Below are 14,795 nucleotides of genomic sequence, written 5' to 3'. Positions count from 1 at the left end.
GCAAATGACCGGCTAAATGCAACTTTATCGCGGCGGCGGCGGTGCGTCCGCTGCTTCTGCCACCACCGGAATACGCCACATAAACAGCAGCAGCGCCGCCAGCATGATCAGCAGCATGATGCGTACCCAGAGCTGATGCACCAGGAAGAGTGAGAGACTAAAGGTGGCGACTATCAGGCAGATAGCGCGTACTTTAGCCCCTGGCGGCATCGCGCGATGCTGCTGCCAGTGACGCAGATAGCGGCCAAATGGCGATTTCCACAGCAGCCAGTGATGAAAACGCGGCGATGAACGGGCAAAACACCAGGCCGCCAGCAGCATGAATGGCGTGGTAGGTAATAAAGGTAATACAATGCCCAGCGTCCCCAGCACAATCGCCAGCCAGCCGAGGGTTAATAACAGAATGCGTTGCATGAATGCCGCCCAACTCTTTCCTCATCAGCGTACGTTAGCACAATTGAGCGTGACGCGATGAGTGCGATCGCCATACAACAGCGCCTGCAACAGCTCCTTATCGCCCTGCGGCAGGAACTCGCCTGCCATTCAGATGGGGTTTGCCGTCTGCCACGTTTTGATACTCAGCTGTTTCGCACCAAAGGCACGCGGCTGGCTGATTACCTGCTGGAAGTGGAACAGAATTTTGCCCGGCTGTGCGACAGCAGCCACGATCTGGCCCGTAGTGCGTGGCTGGCTGAACGCCTGGTCGATCAGATTGCCGCCCTGCAACGCGAGGCGAGTACGCAACAGCTGCGTACCCGACGCGAACAGCCCATCAGGAACCCACGCGCCGCAAAATATCAGGAGTACCGTGAATTTGAACGGCGTTTACTGGCAATGATCGATCAGCGTGAGCAGCGCCTGGCGCTGGCCGAAACGCTGGCGGTACAGCATCAGCTGAAACAGGATCTGGAAACGTTAGAGCAGCGACTGGCACGCTGTCGGCAGGCGATTCGCTCTGTCGAATGGGCCTCTTCGTTGCGCGGCAGCGAATAAAGCGCAGCGTGACAAAAGCGCTCCTATACTGGGTGTGATTCGGCGCGGAGAAGAACCATGGCTTTACTTGTGTGGCTGTTAAGCGGTTTACTGCTGGGGTTGCTGAAGCGTCTGCTGATGCCGGGACCACCGGGCGGCCTGGTTGCTACCCTGACGCTGTCGATGATCGGGGCACTGATTGGCGGCTATATCGCCACCTATTTTGATCTGGGCACCCTGGCTACGCTGCATATCGGCGCACTGGGCATGGCGATTCTCGGTGCATTAGTGATGCTGCTGGTCGCGGCCCGACTACGTATTTAGGAGAAGAGATGTCACTGGAAAATGCCCCTGACGACGTCAAACTGGCAGTTGATCTGATTCAGCTACTGGAAGAGCATCAACTGCCAGTAGAAACCGTGCTCTCAGCGCTGGCCATGGTGCAGCGCGATTTCGAAAACAAGCGTGATCGCCCATCGGCTTAGTGGTGGGCAGTCAGCGTCGGACTGAGGCGCAGCATATCGATAAAGGCATTGACCAGCGTCGGCGCGTCTCCGGCTAAATCAAAACTGTCCGGCGCAAACAGCCAGCTTTCCATCATACCGTTGACGTAACCGCGCAGGATAAGAGCGGCCTGACGCGTGCTGAGACTGCCCGGAAGTTGTCCGGCTTCGATACACTGGCGCAGCACATCTTCAATTTTGTCGTAGCATTCCAGCAGTAAGCTCTGCTGCATATTCTTCAGCGCCGACATTTCGCCCACAAATTCACATTTGTGGAAAATGATCTCCATCAAGGCGCGGCGCTGCGGATCCTTTGCTGTCGCGTCAAAGATATAGACCAGCATCGCTCGCAACACAGAGAGTGGATCGCCAGGGTATTTTGTCTGATACTCAAGTTCCACATCGTCCAGACCAGCATCACAACGAAGCCATATTTCATGTAATACATCGGCTTTATTTTTGAAGTGCCAGTAGATGGCCCCTCGCGTGACGCTGGCAGCGGTTGCAATATCCGCCAGAGAAGTGGCTGAAACGCCCTGCTGCGAAAACAGAACAATGGCGGCATCAAGAATTTGATGTCGCGTTTCAAGTGCTTGCGCTTTGGTTTTTCGTGCCATAAGGGGCTTTTTTTACAAACAGGTAAGTTTACATACATTTGCGAATGTATGTACCATAGCATGACCTGCGACTTGACACAGCAATGGGTTTTTCAGTTTGTGATCCATTGACCAATTGATATCGGACACTAGAGGTTTATTTATGAATAAAATCAGAGGATTATCGCCTCTGGCGGCCGTCCTGATGCTATCAGGCAGCTTTTTGTTAACAGGATGTGACAACAATAAATCCGAACAAGCCGCCCAGCAACCGCCAGCAGTGGGGGTTGTAACACTGAAAACTGAACCCCTGAAAATCTCGACTGAATTACCTGGCCGCACCTCGGCATATCGTGTCGCCGAAGTCCGTCCGCAGGTTTCCGGTATCATTCTGAAGCGTAACTTTGTTGAAGGCAGCGATGTCAAAGCGGGTCAGTCTCTTTATCAGATCGATCCTGCTACCTATCAGGCCGCCTATGACAGCGCCAAAGGTGATTTAACTCAGGCGCAGGCCAATGCTCGCATCGCTCAGCTGACCGTCAAACGTTATAAGCCTTTACTCGGCACCAAATATATCAGTCAGCAGGATTACGACACCGCCGTTGCCACGGCCGCGCAAAACGATGCTGCGGTTCAGGTAGCAAAAGCCAATGTAGAAACGGCCCGCATTAACCTGGCTTATACCAAAGTCACCTCGCCTATCAGTGGCCGCATCGGCAAATCGTCAGTAACGGAAGGTGCGCTGGTACAAAACGCACAAACCACCGCTCTGGCCACTGTGCAGCAACTTGACCCGATGTATGTCGACGTCACCCAGTCGAGCGAAGATTTCATGCGCTTACGTTCAGAACTGGAGTCGGGTCAGCTGAAGCAGAACGATGGCAAAGCCAACGTGACCCTGCTGATGCAGAACGGCAACAGCTATCCACAGACAGGTACGCTGGAGTTCTCTGACGTTACCGTTGATGAAACCACGGGTTCTATCACCCTGCGCGCCATTGTCCCGAACCCGAACCATGCGCTGTTACCGGGTATGTTTGTTCGCGCTCGTCTGGATGAAGGTACCAATCCTAATGCGTTGCTGGTTCCGCAACAGGCTGTAGCCCGTACCCCAACGGGTCAGGCAACGGTCATGGTGGTAGGTGCAGATAACAAAGTGGAAGCTCGTCAGGTCACCACCTCTCAGGCGATTGGCGACAAGTGGTTAGTCACCGACGGTGTTAAAGCGGGTGAACGTGTGATCAGCACGGGTCTGCAGCGAGCCAAGCCGGGCGCACAGGTTACCCCACAAGAAGTCTCAGACGATGCGAAAGCGGCACCCGATTCAAAGCCGCAGTCTGACAAGTCATCGTCATAACAGGAGCCGTTGATTCATGGCTAAGTTCTTTATCGATCGGCCCATCTTTGCGTGGGTGCTCGCCATCATCATTATGCTGGTCGGTGCGCTATCGATTCTCAAACTTCCGATTGAGCAATATCCCAATGTTGCACCGCCGGCGATTGAGATTCAGGCCACCTACCCTGGTGCAGATGCTAAAACGCTGCAGGACTCGGTGACCCAGGTCATCGAACAAAATATGAACGGCATTGATGGACTGATGTATATGTCCTCAAGCAGCGACTCATCCGGTACGCTGACCCTGACGATCTCCTTTGAGTCAGGAACAGATGCCGATATCGCGCAGGTTCAGGTGCAGAACAAACTGCAGCTGGCGACGCCGCTGTTACCGCAGGAAGTACAGCAACAGGGGATTCAGGTTAAGAAATCTTCCAGTAGCTTCCTGATGGTAGCGGGCTTCATCAGCGACGATGACAATATGACGCAGAATGATATTTCTGACTTTATTTCATCGTCCATCAAAGACCCGATCAGCCGTACCAAAGGCGTGGGTGATACCCAGGTATTTGGTGCGCAGTACGCGATGCGTATCTGGATGGATCCGCACAAGCTGAACAACTACAACCTGACGCCGGTTGATGTTATCAGCGCCCTGAATACGCAGAACACCCAGGTTGCTGCCGGTCAGTTGGGCGGTACGCCTCCGGTTCCGGGACAGCAGCTTAACGCCTCGATCATTGCGCAAACCCGTCTCACCTCTACCGATGAATTCGGCAAAATCCTGCTGAAAGTGAATGAAGATGGTTCTCAGGTTCGTCTGCGTGATGTGGCAAGGATTGAACTTGGTGCAGAAAACTACGAGATCGTTGCCCGTTATAACGGCAAGCCTGCTTCCGGTATCGGTATCAAGCTGGCCACCGGTGCGAATGCGCTGGATACCGCCAATGCGGTGAAAGAAGAACTGGCCAAATTGCAGCCGACGTTCCCGGCCGGTTTGAAAGTGGTCTATCCGTATGACACTACGCCTTTCGTTAAGATCTCGATTTTCGAAGTGGTGAAAACGCTGATCGAAGCGATCGTGCTGGTGTTCCTGGTCATGTATCTGTTTCTGCAGAACTTCCGCGCCACGCTCATTCCTACCATTGCGGTCCCCGTGGTATTGCTGGGTACGTTTGCCGTTATCAGCGCTTTTGGCTATTCGATAAACACCCTGACGATGTTCGGGATGGTGCTGGCCATCGGCTTGCTGGTCGATGACGCCATCGTGGTGGTCGAGAACGTTGAGCGCGTAATGGCGGAAGAGGGATTACCGCCAAAAGAAGCGACTAAGCGTTCTATGGAGCAGATCCAGGGCGCACTGGTCGGTATCGCGCTGGTGCTGGCTGCCGTATTTATTCCGATGGCGTTCTTTGGTGGTTCGACCGGTGTTATCTACCGTCAGTTCTCCATCACTATCGTTTCGGCAATGGCGCTATCGGTGCTGGTCGCCTTTATTCTGACGCCGGCACTCTGTGCCACCATGCTGAAACCGATTAAAAAAGGCGAGCACGGTAAAACCACCGGTTTCTTCGGCTGGTTCAACCGCATGTTCGACAAAAGCACCAACCACTATGTGGATGGTGTGGGCCACATGGTTCGCAGTACGGGTCGCTATATGGTGATCTATCTGGTGATCGTGGTCGGTATGGCGTTTCTGTTTGTGCGACTGCCCTCCTCATTCTTACCGGAAGAGGATCAGGGTCTGCTGCTGGCTCAGGCGCAGCTGCCTGCTGGTGCAACCCAGGAGCGTACGCAGAAAGTGCTGGATCAGGTGACGGATTACTTCCTGACCCAGGAGAAAGACACGGTTAAATCGGTGTTTACCGTTAACGGCTTCGGCTTTGCCGGTCGTGGACAGAACACCGGTATCGCCTTCGTCAGTCTCAAACCGTGGGATGAGCGTACCGGCAGCGACATGAAAGTACCGGCGATTGCTGGCCGTGCCATGCAGGCGCTGGGCGCGATCAAAGATGCAATGGTCATTCCTTTCAACCTGCCAGCCATTATTGAACTGGGTAACGCGACCGGCTTCGACTTTGAGCTGATCGACCAGAATAACCTTGGCCACGATAAGCTGACGGAAGCGCGTAATCAGCTGTTCGGCATGATTGCGCAGCATCCTGATACGCTGGTTGGCGTCCGTCCTAACGGGATGGAAGATACGCCGCAGTACAAGCTGACGATCGATCAGGAGAAAGCACAGGCGCTGGGCGTATCACTGAGTGATATCAACACCACGCTGGCGGCTTCCTGGGGCGGTTCCTACGTCAATGACTTCATTGACCGCGGTCGCGTGAAGAAAGTTTACGTCATGGGTAAAGCGGACGCCCGCATGCTGCCGGACGACATTGGTAAATGGTACGTGCGCAACAGCAGCGGAACCATGGTGCCCTTCTCTGCCTTCTCGTCAGCGAAATGGCAATATGGTTCACCGCGCCTTGAGCGTTACAACGGTCTGCCTGCGATGGAAATCCTGGGACAGGCTGCGCCAGGCAAAAGCTCGGGTGCGGCAATGGACCTGATGGAAGAGCTGGCGGCGAAACTGCCTGCCGGTATCGGCTATGACTGGACCGGCATGTCCTATCAGGAACGCTTGTCAGGTAACCAGGCCCCTGCGCTCTATGCCATCTCGCTGATTGTGGTCTTCCTGTGTCTCGCCGCACTGTACGAGAGCTGGTCGATTCCATTCTCGGTTATGCTGGTTGTCCCGCTCGGGGTCATTGGTGCACTGATCTTTACCACCCTGCGTGGCCTGAGTAATGACGTCTACTTCGTAGTGGGGTTACTGACAACCATCGGCCTCTCCACCAAGAACGCCATCCTTATCGTCGAATTTGCTAAAGATTTGATGGATAAAGAGGGTAAAGGGCTGATTGAAGCTGCGCTGGAAGCGTGCCGTATGCGTCTGCGTCCTATCCTGATGACGTCACTGGCGTTTATTCTCGGGGTACTGCCGCTGGCGATCAGTACCGGGGCCGGTTCCGGTTCGCAAAACGCCGTAGGTACCGGTGTTATCGGTGGTATGGTCACCGCGACCATACTGGCGATCTTCTTCGTTCCTGTGTTCTTTGTGGTGGTACGCCGCCGCTTTGGCAAGAAAAAAGAAGAATCAGCGAACAGTCATCCGGTTGAGCATAACCAGACTCACTAAGCTGTAAATCATCTGAGGCCGCGCAAGCGGCCTTTTTTTATGCCTGCGATTCTGCCCTTCTCCTTTCCTGTCCCCTTGCTTTTCCTGTCTCACGGACAGTTGCAATCCTGGCCTGTGCATCGCATAATATTGTTATAGTATAACATTACATAGGTGTGCATTATGAAAGCGAATATTCATCCTCACTATCGTCACGTGGTTTTCCATGACACATCGGCTGATGTCTGGTTCAAAATCGGATCAACCATCAAAACCGATCGCACCGTGGAGTTCGAAGGCGAAACGCTGCCCTACGTCACCCTGGATGTGTCGTCTGCCTCACATGTGTTCTACACCGGTAAACAGAAAGATTTTGCCAAAGAGGGCAGCACCGCGCGCTTTAACCAGCGTTTCGGGCGTTTTCTTGGAAAGAAATAGAGGAGAGGATCATGCAGGTATTAAGCTCGCTGCGTTCAGCAAAAAATCGCCATCGGGATTGTAAAGTAGTCCGCCGCAAAGGTCGTATTTACGTTATCTGTAAATCAAACCCGCGGTTTAAAGCAGTACAGGGAAGAAAGAAAAAACGCTAGTTTGTGTCGTGATGACTGGCCGGGCTTGCCCGGCCTTTTTTATGCTTAGTGCATGCTCTTCAGCATCGCATTCACGTTGTGTTTAAAAGCCGCCTGATAGGTGGCTGCCGGGCCAGAGGCCGTGGATAACGCTTCCGGATAGAGCTCACCACCCGGCTCTGCCCCGGTGGCGCTGGCAATCTGTTTTACCAGACGCGGATCGGTCTGGTTCTCGATGAAATAGCGGTTGATGTGCTGCTGCTTCAGTTGGGTGATTAAATTACCTACGTTGCTGGCACTCGCTTCCGCCTCAGTAGAGAACCCTACCGGCGCCAGGAAAGTCACGCCATATCGCTGTCCAAAGTAACCAAACGCATCATGACTGGTCAGCACTTTACGCTTATCGGCTGGCACAGCGTCAAAGGCGGTTTTTGCCCAGCGATCCAGCGCCTGCAGTTGCTGAATGTAATTCTGTCCACGCTGACGAATGGCCGGAGCATCTTCAGGATCGGCTTTGACCAGCGCATTCATCACGTTGGTCGCGTAGATAACGCCGTTCTGCATGCTGTTCCAGGCGTGAGGATCGGTAACGGTTTTACCCTCCTCCTCCATGCTGCGGGTGGTGATACCGGTTGAAGCGACAACGGGCTGACCGCGATACCCTGAGGCGCTGACCAGCCGATCCATCCACCCTTCCAGTCCCAGTCCGCTGACAAACACCAGATCGGCCTTCGCCAGCGCCTGACTGTCCTGCGGTGTCGGTTCAAAAGTATGAGGATCGCCATTCGGCCCCACCAGGCTTTTAACCTTTACATGCTCGCCGCCGACCTGCTTAACGATGTCAGCCAGCACGGTAAAGCTGGCCACGACATCCACCGTTTTGGCCATCGCCAGAGGCGTGGCAAACAGCGCAGCGAGCGCCAGGCTAACCGGTAATTTTTTCATAGATACCCCTTAAGATTAATGGCGGCGTAAAATTCCGCCGCACGGCCCTGTAAGAATGGAGAAAAAAAACAGCATGGCGGCGCTCAGCACCACAGCGGGACCCGCCGGCAATGAGAAGTGCCAGGAGAGCATCAGCCCGGCCAGCGCCGAAATCATTGCCATGAAAATGGCGATAACCAGCATCGCGGCGAGATGGCGACTCCAGAAGCGGGCGCTGGCGGCGGGCAACATCATTAAACCCACCGACATCAGGGTGCCCAGCACCTGAAAACCCGCCACCAGATTCAGCACCACCAGCATTAAAAACAGACCATGCACCAGCGGCGCGCTCCATTTTCCCTGCGCACGCAGGAAGTCGCCGTCAAACGCATCGATGACCAGCGGACGATAGATCACCGCCAGCAGAATCAGCGTAAAGGCAGCGATGCCGCCCACCAGCAACAGCGCTGCGTTGTCTACCGCCAGCAGCGAGCCAAACAGAACGTGCAGCAGATCCACGCTTGAGCCGCGTAATGAAACCAGCGTGACGCCCAGCGCCAGTGAACCCAGATAGAAGCCGGCGAAACTGGCATCCTCTTTCAGCGGCGTGTAGCGACTGACCGCGCCAGAGAGCAGCGCCACGGCTAAACCAGCGATCAGGCCGCCAACACCCATCGCGACCAGTGACAATCCGGAGATCAGATAGCCAATGGCGGCACCGGGCAGCACCGCGTGTGATAAGGCATCGCCAATCAGGCTCATACGTCGCAGGGAGAGGAATACCCCGAGCGGCGTGGCGCTGACGGCCAGCGCCAGACAGGCCACCAGCGCGCGTCGCATAAAACCAAACTCAATAAAGGGTTGAATCAGGGTCACGGCGCACGACTCCCCAGAGAGGAAGCAGGCAGGCAGGTGCAGTTAACCTCACGTTCATCCATCGACATCACGTTACTGAAGTAGCGTGCTACCAGCGGACGATCGTGCAGCACCACCAGCAGGGTTGTTCCGGCCTGCTGTTGCTGCTTAAGGATCGACATCAGTAGCGTCACCGTCTGGCTGTCAATGCCGTTAAAAGGCTCATCCAGAAGCCAGAGCTGGCTGCGCTGCAGCATCAGCCGCGCAAACAATACCCGCTGCAGTTGTCCGCCGGATAACGTCGCGGGCTGCGCATCCGCATAATCACTCATCTGAACCGCTTCCAGCGCCTGCCAGATCTCCCGACGCAGTATCCGGTTAATGCCGCCGAACCAGCCGCAGCGTGGCCAGCAGCCAATAGAGACCAGTTCAAATACCGTCAGGGGAAAGCGGGTCTCAAGTTCGGTGCGCTGCGGCAACCAGCCGATATCCCGGCGTGCAACCTGCAGCTCGCAGCGCCCGGCTATCGGTGGCAGTAAGCCAGCAATGGTTTTTAACAGGGTTGATTTGCCGCTACCGTTCGCGCCGACCAGCGCGGTCATCGAGCCTGCTGCGAGCTGGCCGGTAATAGCCGGGGTCACAACCTGTCCCTGGTAGCCCGCGCGAAGCGCGTTAAACAGGATCATGCGCTGATCCCCCATTTTATTGCCACAGCAAGCAGCGTGATAAATAGCAGTGCTACTCCCAGCCGCCCGCCCAGTGACATAAGTAGTCCACTCTGACGCATTACTTCACCATGATGTTATAACATAACAGTAAAGATACCTGATGTTGCTCTCTGTTGAATGTGGGATTGTGTATCAAAAGATAAATATCAGCTGCACGCACTGGCAGACCCGCGCTGGCGATAAGGCCTGCGGCTGCGTCTGGCAAATCTCAGAAACTGAGAGTTTTGTGCTCAACTGGCTTGCAAACCAGTTGCAGAAAACCAATGATAGGTTTATTAACGGTTATAAGTGGAACAGATATGCTGTCACGTATTGAATGTGATATTGCTGCGGGTGAATCGGACTGCGCAAAAATAGCAGAGATTGTTCAGCGGAATATTCTCAAAATAACCGATTTGCTGGTAGGGGATTTACGCTGGTACTCACAAAATGCCCGGTTAGTTCCAGGCAGTTTAAAAATCATTTCGGTTGAATACCAGGATCTGAATAGTTTTAAATTACTTTACGATTTTGACTGGAATTTATTTAGTCCCTGCCTGGATCTAAATGAAACCGTGACGCAGTCAGAACAGGTAAACTTTCACATTAAGCCCGGTGCACTTGAGTTTGATGTGATCGACAATGAGCAACCCTCCCCTGGCGATGAATTGTAATATTTAGTAATGGAGGTGAGCAGAACTAATGGTTTTACACTATCTTTAAGGTATCCCGTTTAATAACTGTCCGAATAATCGCTTCCTGGCCGCGTGATCTTCTCTCGCCGCCCTGCGGCAACTGTGCTAGCTATGGAGGGGAAAAAGATGGACGAATACTCACCGAAACGGCATGATATTGCCCAGCTTAAATACCTTTGTGAGAGTCTGTTTGACGACAGCATGGCAACATTAACCGACAGCCATCATGGCTGGGTTAATGATCCCACTTCTGAAAGCAATCTACAGCTTAACGATTTGATTGAGCATATCGCCTCTTTCACCATGAATTACAAAATTAAGCACGTTGAAGATGAAGCGCTGATTTCGCAAATCGATGAATATCTTGATGATACTTTTATGCTATTCAGCAATTATGGTGTCAATAGTCCGGATCTTCAGCGGTGGCAACGTTCAGCAAAACGCTTATTTAATCTGTTCACTGAAGAGTGCGCTTTTCTCCAGCAACCGAGCCATTCATTATAGTAAAGACATGAGAACGGTTTATTTATGAACAAAACCCTGACTAAAACCGATTATTTGATGCGACTGCGGCGCTGCCGCTCTCTTGATACCCTGGAAAGGGTGATTGAAAAAAATAAGTATGAATTACCGGAAGATGAATTAGCGGTATTTTACTCAGCAGCTGACCATCGCCTGGCGGAACTGACGATGAACAAGCTCTACGATAAAGTCCCGGGTTCAGTATGGAAATTTGTCCGTTAATCTGATCGCTTACGGCTCAGTTTTACCCCAATAAAGTACCGGATAATCCTGCCTGCCGGCAAAGGATCGGCCCAGGCGGGTTTTGCCTGTCTGCAGCTTAGGGGGAGAATATCGAAGGGAGAAAGTGGTGGGGGCCCTGCCAGCTACATCCCGGCACACGCGTCACCTGCTACGGCTGCTTCCTTCCGGATCTGACCGAGTTCACAAGCTAGCATTGCGGGAGAACCAACAGGGCCCCCATTGACAAGCCCTCTTTACGAGAGCGGGGGCATTATCTGGGAAGGAGGTGGCAATTGCAAGCGTAGTCGGGACAACCGTTGTTTTCTTGAACAACCACCGCTTTTACGCTTTCTCCGCCTTTTCCCCGTGCTAAAGTTAAAACCCTTTTTCCTGATGAAATAAGTACATGAATCAGCCAGACACTTTCCAGCAACGCATCTGGCAAATTGTTGCCGCTATTCCGGCTGGCCGCGTCACCACCTATGGCGATGTGGCGCTACTGGCCGGTTCTCCGCGCGCGGCGCGTCAGGTCGGTGGCGTGCTGAGCCGCTTACCCGAGGGCACTACCCTTCCCTGGCATCGCGTCGTAAACCGACACGGCACAATTTCTCTTCAGGGTGACCGTCTGTTGCGGCAGCGGGATGCACTGGAGGCGGAAGGTATAGAGGTGAGTGACGACGGACAGCTCGATCTCGAGGCTTATCGCTGGCGATTTTAGACAGGGTAAAAAGGGCGACAATGTCGCCCCGAAATGAGTTTACAGACGGGTTGGAGCAGGAACCGCAGCAGACGGCGTCACCTGAGTCGGTGAGGTCGAAGGAACGGTGGTCGCTGCGCCCGGCTGGGTTGGCATCGCCATAGACGGTACCGGTACCAGCAGCAGCTCTGCTTTGGTGCCACCCTGGTTAATCACTGGCTTCACGCCTTCAGTGATAAAGGCCAGCTTACCGTCGATTGAGATGGCTGCGCTTAACAGAATGCGTGCATCAGGCTTGATGTCGGCTGGGTTAAACGGCAGCACGAACTGGAACGGTGCCTGTTTGCCTTCGGTTCGCACCACGCGCTGCGACAGCACTTTTGAGGGTGCATCGGCGACGGACGCATCAGAGAGCGTCACGGTTAATACCGCATCCGGCGGCAGCGCAATGCGCTGGCGGATAAAGACTGAACCACTTACGTTAGGCTGCGCAATCGCCGCCGTCTGTCCTGCAACCGCAGAACCCAGAGTTGGCGTTGGCACGGGTTTACTCTTGTCGGCGCATCCTACAACAGCAACCGCCATAACTACTCCACTGAACACATGCCTGAGTTTCATTGATGTCGTCTCCATTTGATCAAAATGATTGTCGGCAGCGAATCCTGCTTACAGCGCTTCACTCGCCGTATGTCCTTAATGTTGGCACAAAAATGAAATTTTGCCTGGCACCGACAATGGAGAAAGTCTGATTGACGTCAACTGGTCCGATCTTTCACACTGAGCAGGTCACTATATTGAGGAACGCGCCATGAGTCAGGCACTGCAAAATCTGCTGAATTTATTAAATCTGGAAAAACTGGAAGAGGGTTTATATCGCGGCCAGAGCGAAGATATTGGCCTTCGTCAGGTGTTTGGCGGTCAGGTGGTGGGTCAGGCGCTGTATGCCGCAAAGCAAACTGTGGCTGAAGATCGCATTATTCACTCTTTTCACAGCTATTTTTTGCGGCCCGGCGATAGTCAGAAAGCGATTATTTACGATGTTGAAACGTTGCGTGATGGCAAAAGTTTCAGCGCACGTAGGGTCAGTGCCATTCAGAATGGGCAGCCGATTTTTTATATGACCGCCTCGTTCCAGTCACCGGAAAGCGGCTTTGAACATCAGAATCCGATGCCACAGGTGGCGGGGCCAGAGAATCTGTTAACTGAACAGGCGATGGCGCAGAAAATGGCGCATCTGCTGCCAGAAAAGCTACGTGAAAAATTCATTGCCGAGCGTCCGCTGGAGATCCGCCCGGTACAGATTCACAATCCTCTCCGGGGCCATGTGGATAAGCCTGAACGCCAGGTCTGGATCCGTGCCACCGGCCCACTGCCCGACGACTTACGTATCCATCAGTATCTGCTCGGCTATGCTTCCGATCTCAATTTCCTGCCGGTCGCGCTCCAGCCGCACGGCAAAGGCTTTTTAGAGCCGGACATGCAGGTCGCCACTATCGACCACTCAATGTGGTTCCACCGCCCGTTCGACTTCAGTGAATGGCTGCTCTATAGCGTAGTCAGTACTTCGGCGTCAGGCGCACGGGGTTTTGTCCGGGGCGAGTTCTACAATCAGCAGGGTGTGCTGGTGGCCTCAACGGTTCAGGAAGGGGTGATGCGTCAGCGCAGCGAATAAAAAAAAGGGGGCGATTCCTCGCCCCCGGTTGATCTTTTCACTGCCCATCCGTTACTGGTTATAAGCATTCTCGCCGTGGCTGTTTACATCCAGACCTTCACGCTCATGCTCTTCCGGAACGCGCAGACCGACAATCAAATCAGCCAGCTTGAAGCCGATGAAGGCGACAACGCCCGACCAGACGATAGTCAGGCCCACGCTGAAGAGCTGTACCCAGACCTGATGGCCCATGGTGACCCCCTCTGCGTAGCCTACGCCGCCCAGTGAAGAGGAGGCAAACACGCCAGTCAGGATACAGCCGACAATGCCGCACACACCATGCACGCCGAACACATCGCAGGGATCATCCACGCGCAGCCATTTTTTCAGGGTGGTCACGCCCCACAGTCCCGCCAGTCCGCCAACCAGGCCGATAATTAATGCACCGCCGACGCCGACATAACCACAGGCAGGCGTAATCGCTACCAGCCCGGCAATAAAGCCTGAACAGGCACCCAGCAGCGAAGGCTTACCACGTACCGCCCACTCGCCAAAGGTCCATGACAACACGGCGCCCGCTGTGGCGACAACGGTGTTCAGGAAGGCCAGCGCCGCGATTTCGTTTGCTGCAGAAGCAGAACCGGCGTTGAAACCGAACCAGCCGACATACAGAATGGCGGTGCCGGTGAATACCATTGGCAGGTTGTGTGGTTTGAAAGCCTCTTTACCAAAGCCGGCACGTTTGCCCACCAGATAAGCGCCCACCAGACCGGCGACAGCGGCGTTAATATGCACCACGGTGCCGCCAGCAAAGTCCAGCGCGCCATCCTGTGCCAGGAAACCGCCAGCCCACACCATGTGCGCGATAGGCAGGTAAGCCAGGGTCAGCCAGACGCCGACAAAAATCAGTACGGCAGAGAAACGGATGCGTTCTGCGATAGCACCGACAATCAGGCCCACCGTGATACAGGCAAACGAGGCCTGGAACGCGACGTGAATATATTGATAGAAGCTGCCCATGACGGCGGTCAGCTGAATGTTTTTCAGCATCACCCAGTTAAAGCTGCCAAAGAAGGCGTTGCCTTCACTGAACGCCAGTGAATAGCCGTAAACCATCCACAATACGCAGACCAGTGAGAAGGTGACGGCAACCTGGGTCAGCATCGACAGCACGTTTTTACCGCGAATCAAACCACCGTAAAACAGCGCGATACCTGGAATTGACATAAACAGCACCAGCGCGGTGCAAATCATCATAAATGCGTTATCAGCCTTGTCCGCAACGGCAGGCGCAGCCATCGCGAGTGAGGGTAACAGTGCCAGGCTGGTGAGGCCCAACTTAGCGAAAATTTTATTCATTTTTATTCCATCCCA

At 54.0% G+C, this 14,795-nt stretch carries 19 protein-coding genes and 1 other RNA gene; 12 read left to right on the top strand and 8 right to left on the bottom strand.

The genetic code is table 11. The annotated features are described in order from the left end of the window. Window positions 1-24 precede the first annotated feature (24 nt). Window positions 25-414: a DUF454 family protein gene (locus NR201_RS03490; protein WP_010255914.1), complete on the bottom strand. Its 390-nt coding sequence runs from the start codon at window positions 412-414 to the stop codon at window positions 25-27. 57 nt (window positions 415-471) lie between these two features. On the opposite strand from NR201_RS03490, the gene priC reads away from it, so the two are divergent. The 3 genes from priC to rsmS are packed head-to-tail and all read left to right on the top strand — an operon-like array spanning window position 472 to window position 1,457. After that, window positions 472-993 (top strand): primosomal replication protein PriC, encoded by a 522-nt coding sequence (gene priC, locus NR201_RS03485; protein WP_010671220.1) that lies wholly within the window; start codon window positions 472-474, stop codon window positions 991-993. Between the two features lie 57 nt (window positions 994-1,050). After that, window positions 1,051-1,296: a membrane protein gene (locus tag NR201_RS03480; RefSeq protein ID WP_010255909.1), complete on the top strand. Its 246-nt coding sequence runs from the start codon at window positions 1,051-1,053 to the stop codon at window positions 1,294-1,296. 8 nt (window positions 1,297-1,304) lie between these two features. Continuing rightward, window positions 1,305-1,457, top strand: coding sequence for a pleiotropic regulatory protein RsmS (gene rsmS / locus NR201_RS03475; RefSeq protein ID WP_010255907.1), 153 nt, complete (start codon window positions 1,305-1,307; stop codon window positions 1,455-1,457). Here the strand turns inward: rsmS and acrR are convergent. Beyond that, window positions 1,454-2,092: a multidrug efflux transporter transcriptional repressor AcrR gene (gene acrR / locus NR201_RS03470; RefSeq protein ID WP_010255906.1), complete on the bottom strand. Its 639-nt coding sequence runs from the start codon at window positions 2,090-2,092 to the stop codon at window positions 1,454-1,456. The genes rsmS and acrR overlap by 4 nt on opposite strands. Before the next feature lie 142 nt (window positions 2,093-2,234). On the opposite strand from acrR, the gene NR201_RS03465 reads away from it, so the two are divergent. The 4 genes from NR201_RS03465 (at window position 2,235) to ykgO (ending at window position 7,169) form a co-directional block, all read left to right on the top strand. Next, window positions 2,235-3,428, top strand: a complete 1,194-nt coding sequence (locus NR201_RS03465) for an efflux RND transporter periplasmic adaptor subunit (RefSeq protein WP_010255904.1) — start codon at window positions 2,235-2,237, stop codon at window positions 3,426-3,428. 16 nt (window positions 3,429-3,444) lie between these two features. Beyond that, the gene (locus NR201_RS03460) at window positions 3,445-6,600 is read left to right on the top strand and encodes a multidrug efflux RND transporter permease subunit AcrB (RefSeq protein ID WP_010255902.1); all 3,156 of its coding nucleotides are present in this window, start codon (window positions 3,445-3,447) and stop codon (window positions 6,598-6,600) included. Between the two features lie 162 nt (window positions 6,601-6,762). Beyond that, window positions 6,763-7,017, top strand: coding sequence for a type B 50S ribosomal protein L31 (locus tag NR201_RS03455; RefSeq protein WP_010671219.1), 255 nt, complete (start codon window positions 6,763-6,765; stop codon window positions 7,015-7,017). 11 nt (window positions 7,018-7,028) lie between these two features. Next, window positions 7,029-7,169: a type B 50S ribosomal protein L36 gene (ykgO, locus tag NR201_RS03450; RefSeq protein ID WP_010255896.1), complete on the top strand. Its 141-nt coding sequence runs from the start codon at window positions 7,029-7,031 to the stop codon at window positions 7,167-7,169. 45 nt (window positions 7,170-7,214) lie between these two features. On the opposite strand, the gene NR201_RS03445 is transcribed toward ykgO, so the two are convergent. Genes NR201_RS03445 through NR201_RS03435 form a run of 3 tightly spaced genes read right to left on the bottom strand, consistent with a single transcriptional unit; the run spans window position 7,215 to window position 9,613 of the window. Further along, window positions 7,215-8,093, bottom strand: a complete 879-nt coding sequence (locus NR201_RS03445; RefSeq protein WP_052272130.1) for a metal ABC transporter substrate-binding protein — start codon at window positions 8,091-8,093, stop codon at window positions 7,215-7,217. A 15-nt stretch (window positions 8,094-8,108) separates the two neighbouring features. Continuing rightward, on the bottom strand, window positions 8,109-8,948 hold the full coding sequence (locus NR201_RS03440; RefSeq protein WP_010255890.1) for a metal ABC transporter permease: 840 nt from the start codon (window positions 8,946-8,948) through the stop codon (window positions 8,109-8,111). Beyond that, window positions 8,945-9,613, bottom strand: coding sequence for a metal ABC transporter ATP-binding protein (locus tag NR201_RS03435; protein ID WP_256849379.1), 669 nt, complete (start codon window positions 9,611-9,613; stop codon window positions 8,945-8,947). The genes NR201_RS03440 and NR201_RS03435 overlap by 4 nt, the downstream gene beginning before the upstream one ends. Before the next feature lie 341 nt (window positions 9,614-9,954). Here NR201_RS03435 and NR201_RS03430 point away from each other — a divergent pair, with 341 nt between their 5' ends. The 3 genes from NR201_RS03430 (at window position 9,955) to NR201_RS03420 (ending at window position 11,073) form a co-directional block, all read left to right on the top strand. After that, window positions 9,955-10,308 carry a hypothetical protein gene (locus NR201_RS03430; RefSeq protein WP_010255885.1) on the top strand — a complete coding sequence of 118 codons (354 nt, stop codon included), beginning with the start codon at window positions 9,955-9,957 and terminating at the stop codon, window positions 10,306-10,308. A gap of 147 nt (window positions 10,309-10,455) precedes the next feature. Further along, on the top strand, window positions 10,456-10,833 hold the full coding sequence (tomB, locus tag NR201_RS03425) for an Hha toxicity modulator TomB (RefSeq protein WP_003850455.1): 378 nt from the start codon (window positions 10,456-10,458) through the stop codon (window positions 10,831-10,833). A 24-nt stretch (window positions 10,834-10,857) separates the two neighbouring features. Then, window positions 10,858-11,073 (top strand): HHA domain-containing protein, encoded by a 216-nt coding sequence (locus tag NR201_RS03420; protein ID WP_003850458.1) that lies wholly within the window; start codon window positions 10,858-10,860, stop codon window positions 11,071-11,073. A 134-nt stretch (window positions 11,074-11,207) separates the two neighbouring features. On the opposite strand, the gene ffs is transcribed toward NR201_RS03420, so the two are convergent. Then, window positions 11,208-11,304, bottom strand: an RNA gene (gene ffs / locus NR201_RS03415) — signal recognition particle sRNA small type. Between the two features lie 175 nt (window positions 11,305-11,479). Between ffs and NR201_RS03410 the strand changes: the two genes are divergently transcribed. After that, on the top strand, window positions 11,480-11,791 hold the full coding sequence (locus NR201_RS03410) for an MGMT family protein (RefSeq protein WP_031592174.1): 312 nt from the start codon (window positions 11,480-11,482) through the stop codon (window positions 11,789-11,791). A 39-nt stretch (window positions 11,792-11,830) separates the two neighbouring features. Here NR201_RS03410 and NR201_RS03405 read toward each other — a convergent pair whose 3' ends face one another. Then, window positions 11,831-12,388 carry a YbaY family lipoprotein gene (locus tag NR201_RS03405; protein ID WP_010255881.1) on the bottom strand — a complete coding sequence of 186 codons (558 nt, stop codon included), beginning with the start codon at window positions 12,386-12,388 and terminating at the stop codon, window positions 11,831-11,833. Between the two features lie 190 nt (window positions 12,389-12,578). Between NR201_RS03405 and tesB the strand changes: the two genes are divergently transcribed. Further along, window positions 12,579-13,442 carry an acyl-CoA thioesterase II gene (gene tesB / locus NR201_RS03400; RefSeq protein ID WP_010255880.1) on the top strand — a complete coding sequence of 288 codons (864 nt, stop codon included), beginning with the start codon at window positions 12,579-12,581 and terminating at the stop codon, window positions 13,440-13,442. 51 nt (window positions 13,443-13,493) lie between these two features. Here the strand turns inward: tesB and amtB are convergent, their stop codons facing one another. Then, a complete protein-coding gene (amtB, locus tag NR201_RS03395) occupies window positions 13,494-14,780 on the bottom strand; it encodes an ammonium transporter AmtB (RefSeq protein ID WP_010255877.1) in 1,287 nt (428 codons plus the stop codon). Window positions 14,781-14,795: the final 15 nt, after the last annotated feature.

The sequence above is a fragment of the Pantoea sp. Fr-CA_6 genome, from assembly GCF_024520895.1.
Taxonomy (GTDB): domain Bacteria; phylum Pseudomonadota; class Gammaproteobacteria; order Enterobacterales; family Enterobacteriaceae; genus Pantoea; species Pantoea agglomerans.
The sequence above is the reverse complement of the archived record's forward strand: the minus strand, read 5'-3'. Positions and strand labels throughout refer to the sequence as shown.

Bases quoted from the DNA above. Each gene is read 5' to 3' on its own strand.
- NR201_RS03490 (WP_010255914.1), bottom strand. From the start codon at position 414: ATGCAACGCATTCTGTTATTAACCCTCGGCTGGCTGGCGATTGTGCTG.
- priC (WP_010671220.1), top strand. From the start codon at position 472: ATGAGTGCGATCGCCATACAACAGCGCCTGCAACAGCTCCTTATCGCC.
- NR201_RS03480 (WP_010255909.1), top strand. From the start codon at position 1,051: ATGGCTTTACTTGTGTGGCTGTTAAGCGGTTTACTGCTGGGGTTGCTG.
- rsmS (WP_010255907.1), top strand. From the start codon at position 1,305: ATGTCACTGGAAAATGCCCCTGACGACGTCAAACTGGCAGTTGATCTG.
- acrR (WP_010255906.1), bottom strand. From the start codon at position 2,092: ATGGCACGAAAAACCAAAGCGCAAGCACTTGAAACGCGACATCAAATT.
- NR201_RS03465 (WP_010255904.1), top strand. From the start codon at position 2,235: ATGAATAAAATCAGAGGATTATCGCCTCTGGCGGCCGTCCTGATGCTA.
- NR201_RS03460 (WP_010255902.1), top strand. From the start codon at position 3,445: ATGGCTAAGTTCTTTATCGATCGGCCCATCTTTGCGTGGGTGCTCGCC.
- NR201_RS03455 (WP_010671219.1), top strand. From the start codon at position 6,763: ATGAAAGCGAATATTCATCCTCACTATCGTCACGTGGTTTTCCATGAC.
- ykgO (WP_010255896.1), top strand. From the start codon at position 7,029: ATGCAGGTATTAAGCTCGCTGCGTTCAGCAAAAAATCGCCATCGGGAT.
- NR201_RS03445 (WP_052272130.1), bottom strand. From the start codon at position 8,093: ATGAAAAAATTACCGGTTAGCCTGGCGCTCGCTGCGCTGTTTGCCACG.
- NR201_RS03435 (WP_256849379.1), bottom strand. From the start codon at position 9,613: ATGATCCTGTTTAACGCGCTTCGCGCGGGCTACCAGGGACAGGTTGTG.
- NR201_RS03430 (WP_010255885.1), top strand. From the start codon at position 9,955: ATGCTGTCACGTATTGAATGTGATATTGCTGCGGGTGAATCGGACTGC.
- tomB (WP_003850455.1), top strand. From the start codon at position 10,456: ATGGACGAATACTCACCGAAACGGCATGATATTGCCCAGCTTAAATAC.
- NR201_RS03420 (WP_003850458.1), top strand. From the start codon at position 10,858: ATGAACAAAACCCTGACTAAAACCGATTATTTGATGCGACTGCGGCGC.
- NR201_RS03410 (WP_031592174.1), top strand. From the start codon at position 11,480: ATGAATCAGCCAGACACTTTCCAGCAACGCATCTGGCAAATTGTTGCC.
- NR201_RS03405 (WP_010255881.1), bottom strand. From the start codon at position 12,388: ATGAAACTCAGGCATGTGTTCAGTGGAGTAGTTATGGCGGTTGCTGTT.
- tesB (WP_010255880.1), top strand. From the start codon at position 12,579: ATGAGTCAGGCACTGCAAAATCTGCTGAATTTATTAAATCTGGAAAAA.
- amtB (WP_010255877.1), bottom strand. From the start codon at position 14,780: ATGAATAAAATTTTCGCTAAGTTGGGCCTCACCAGCCTGGCACTGTTA.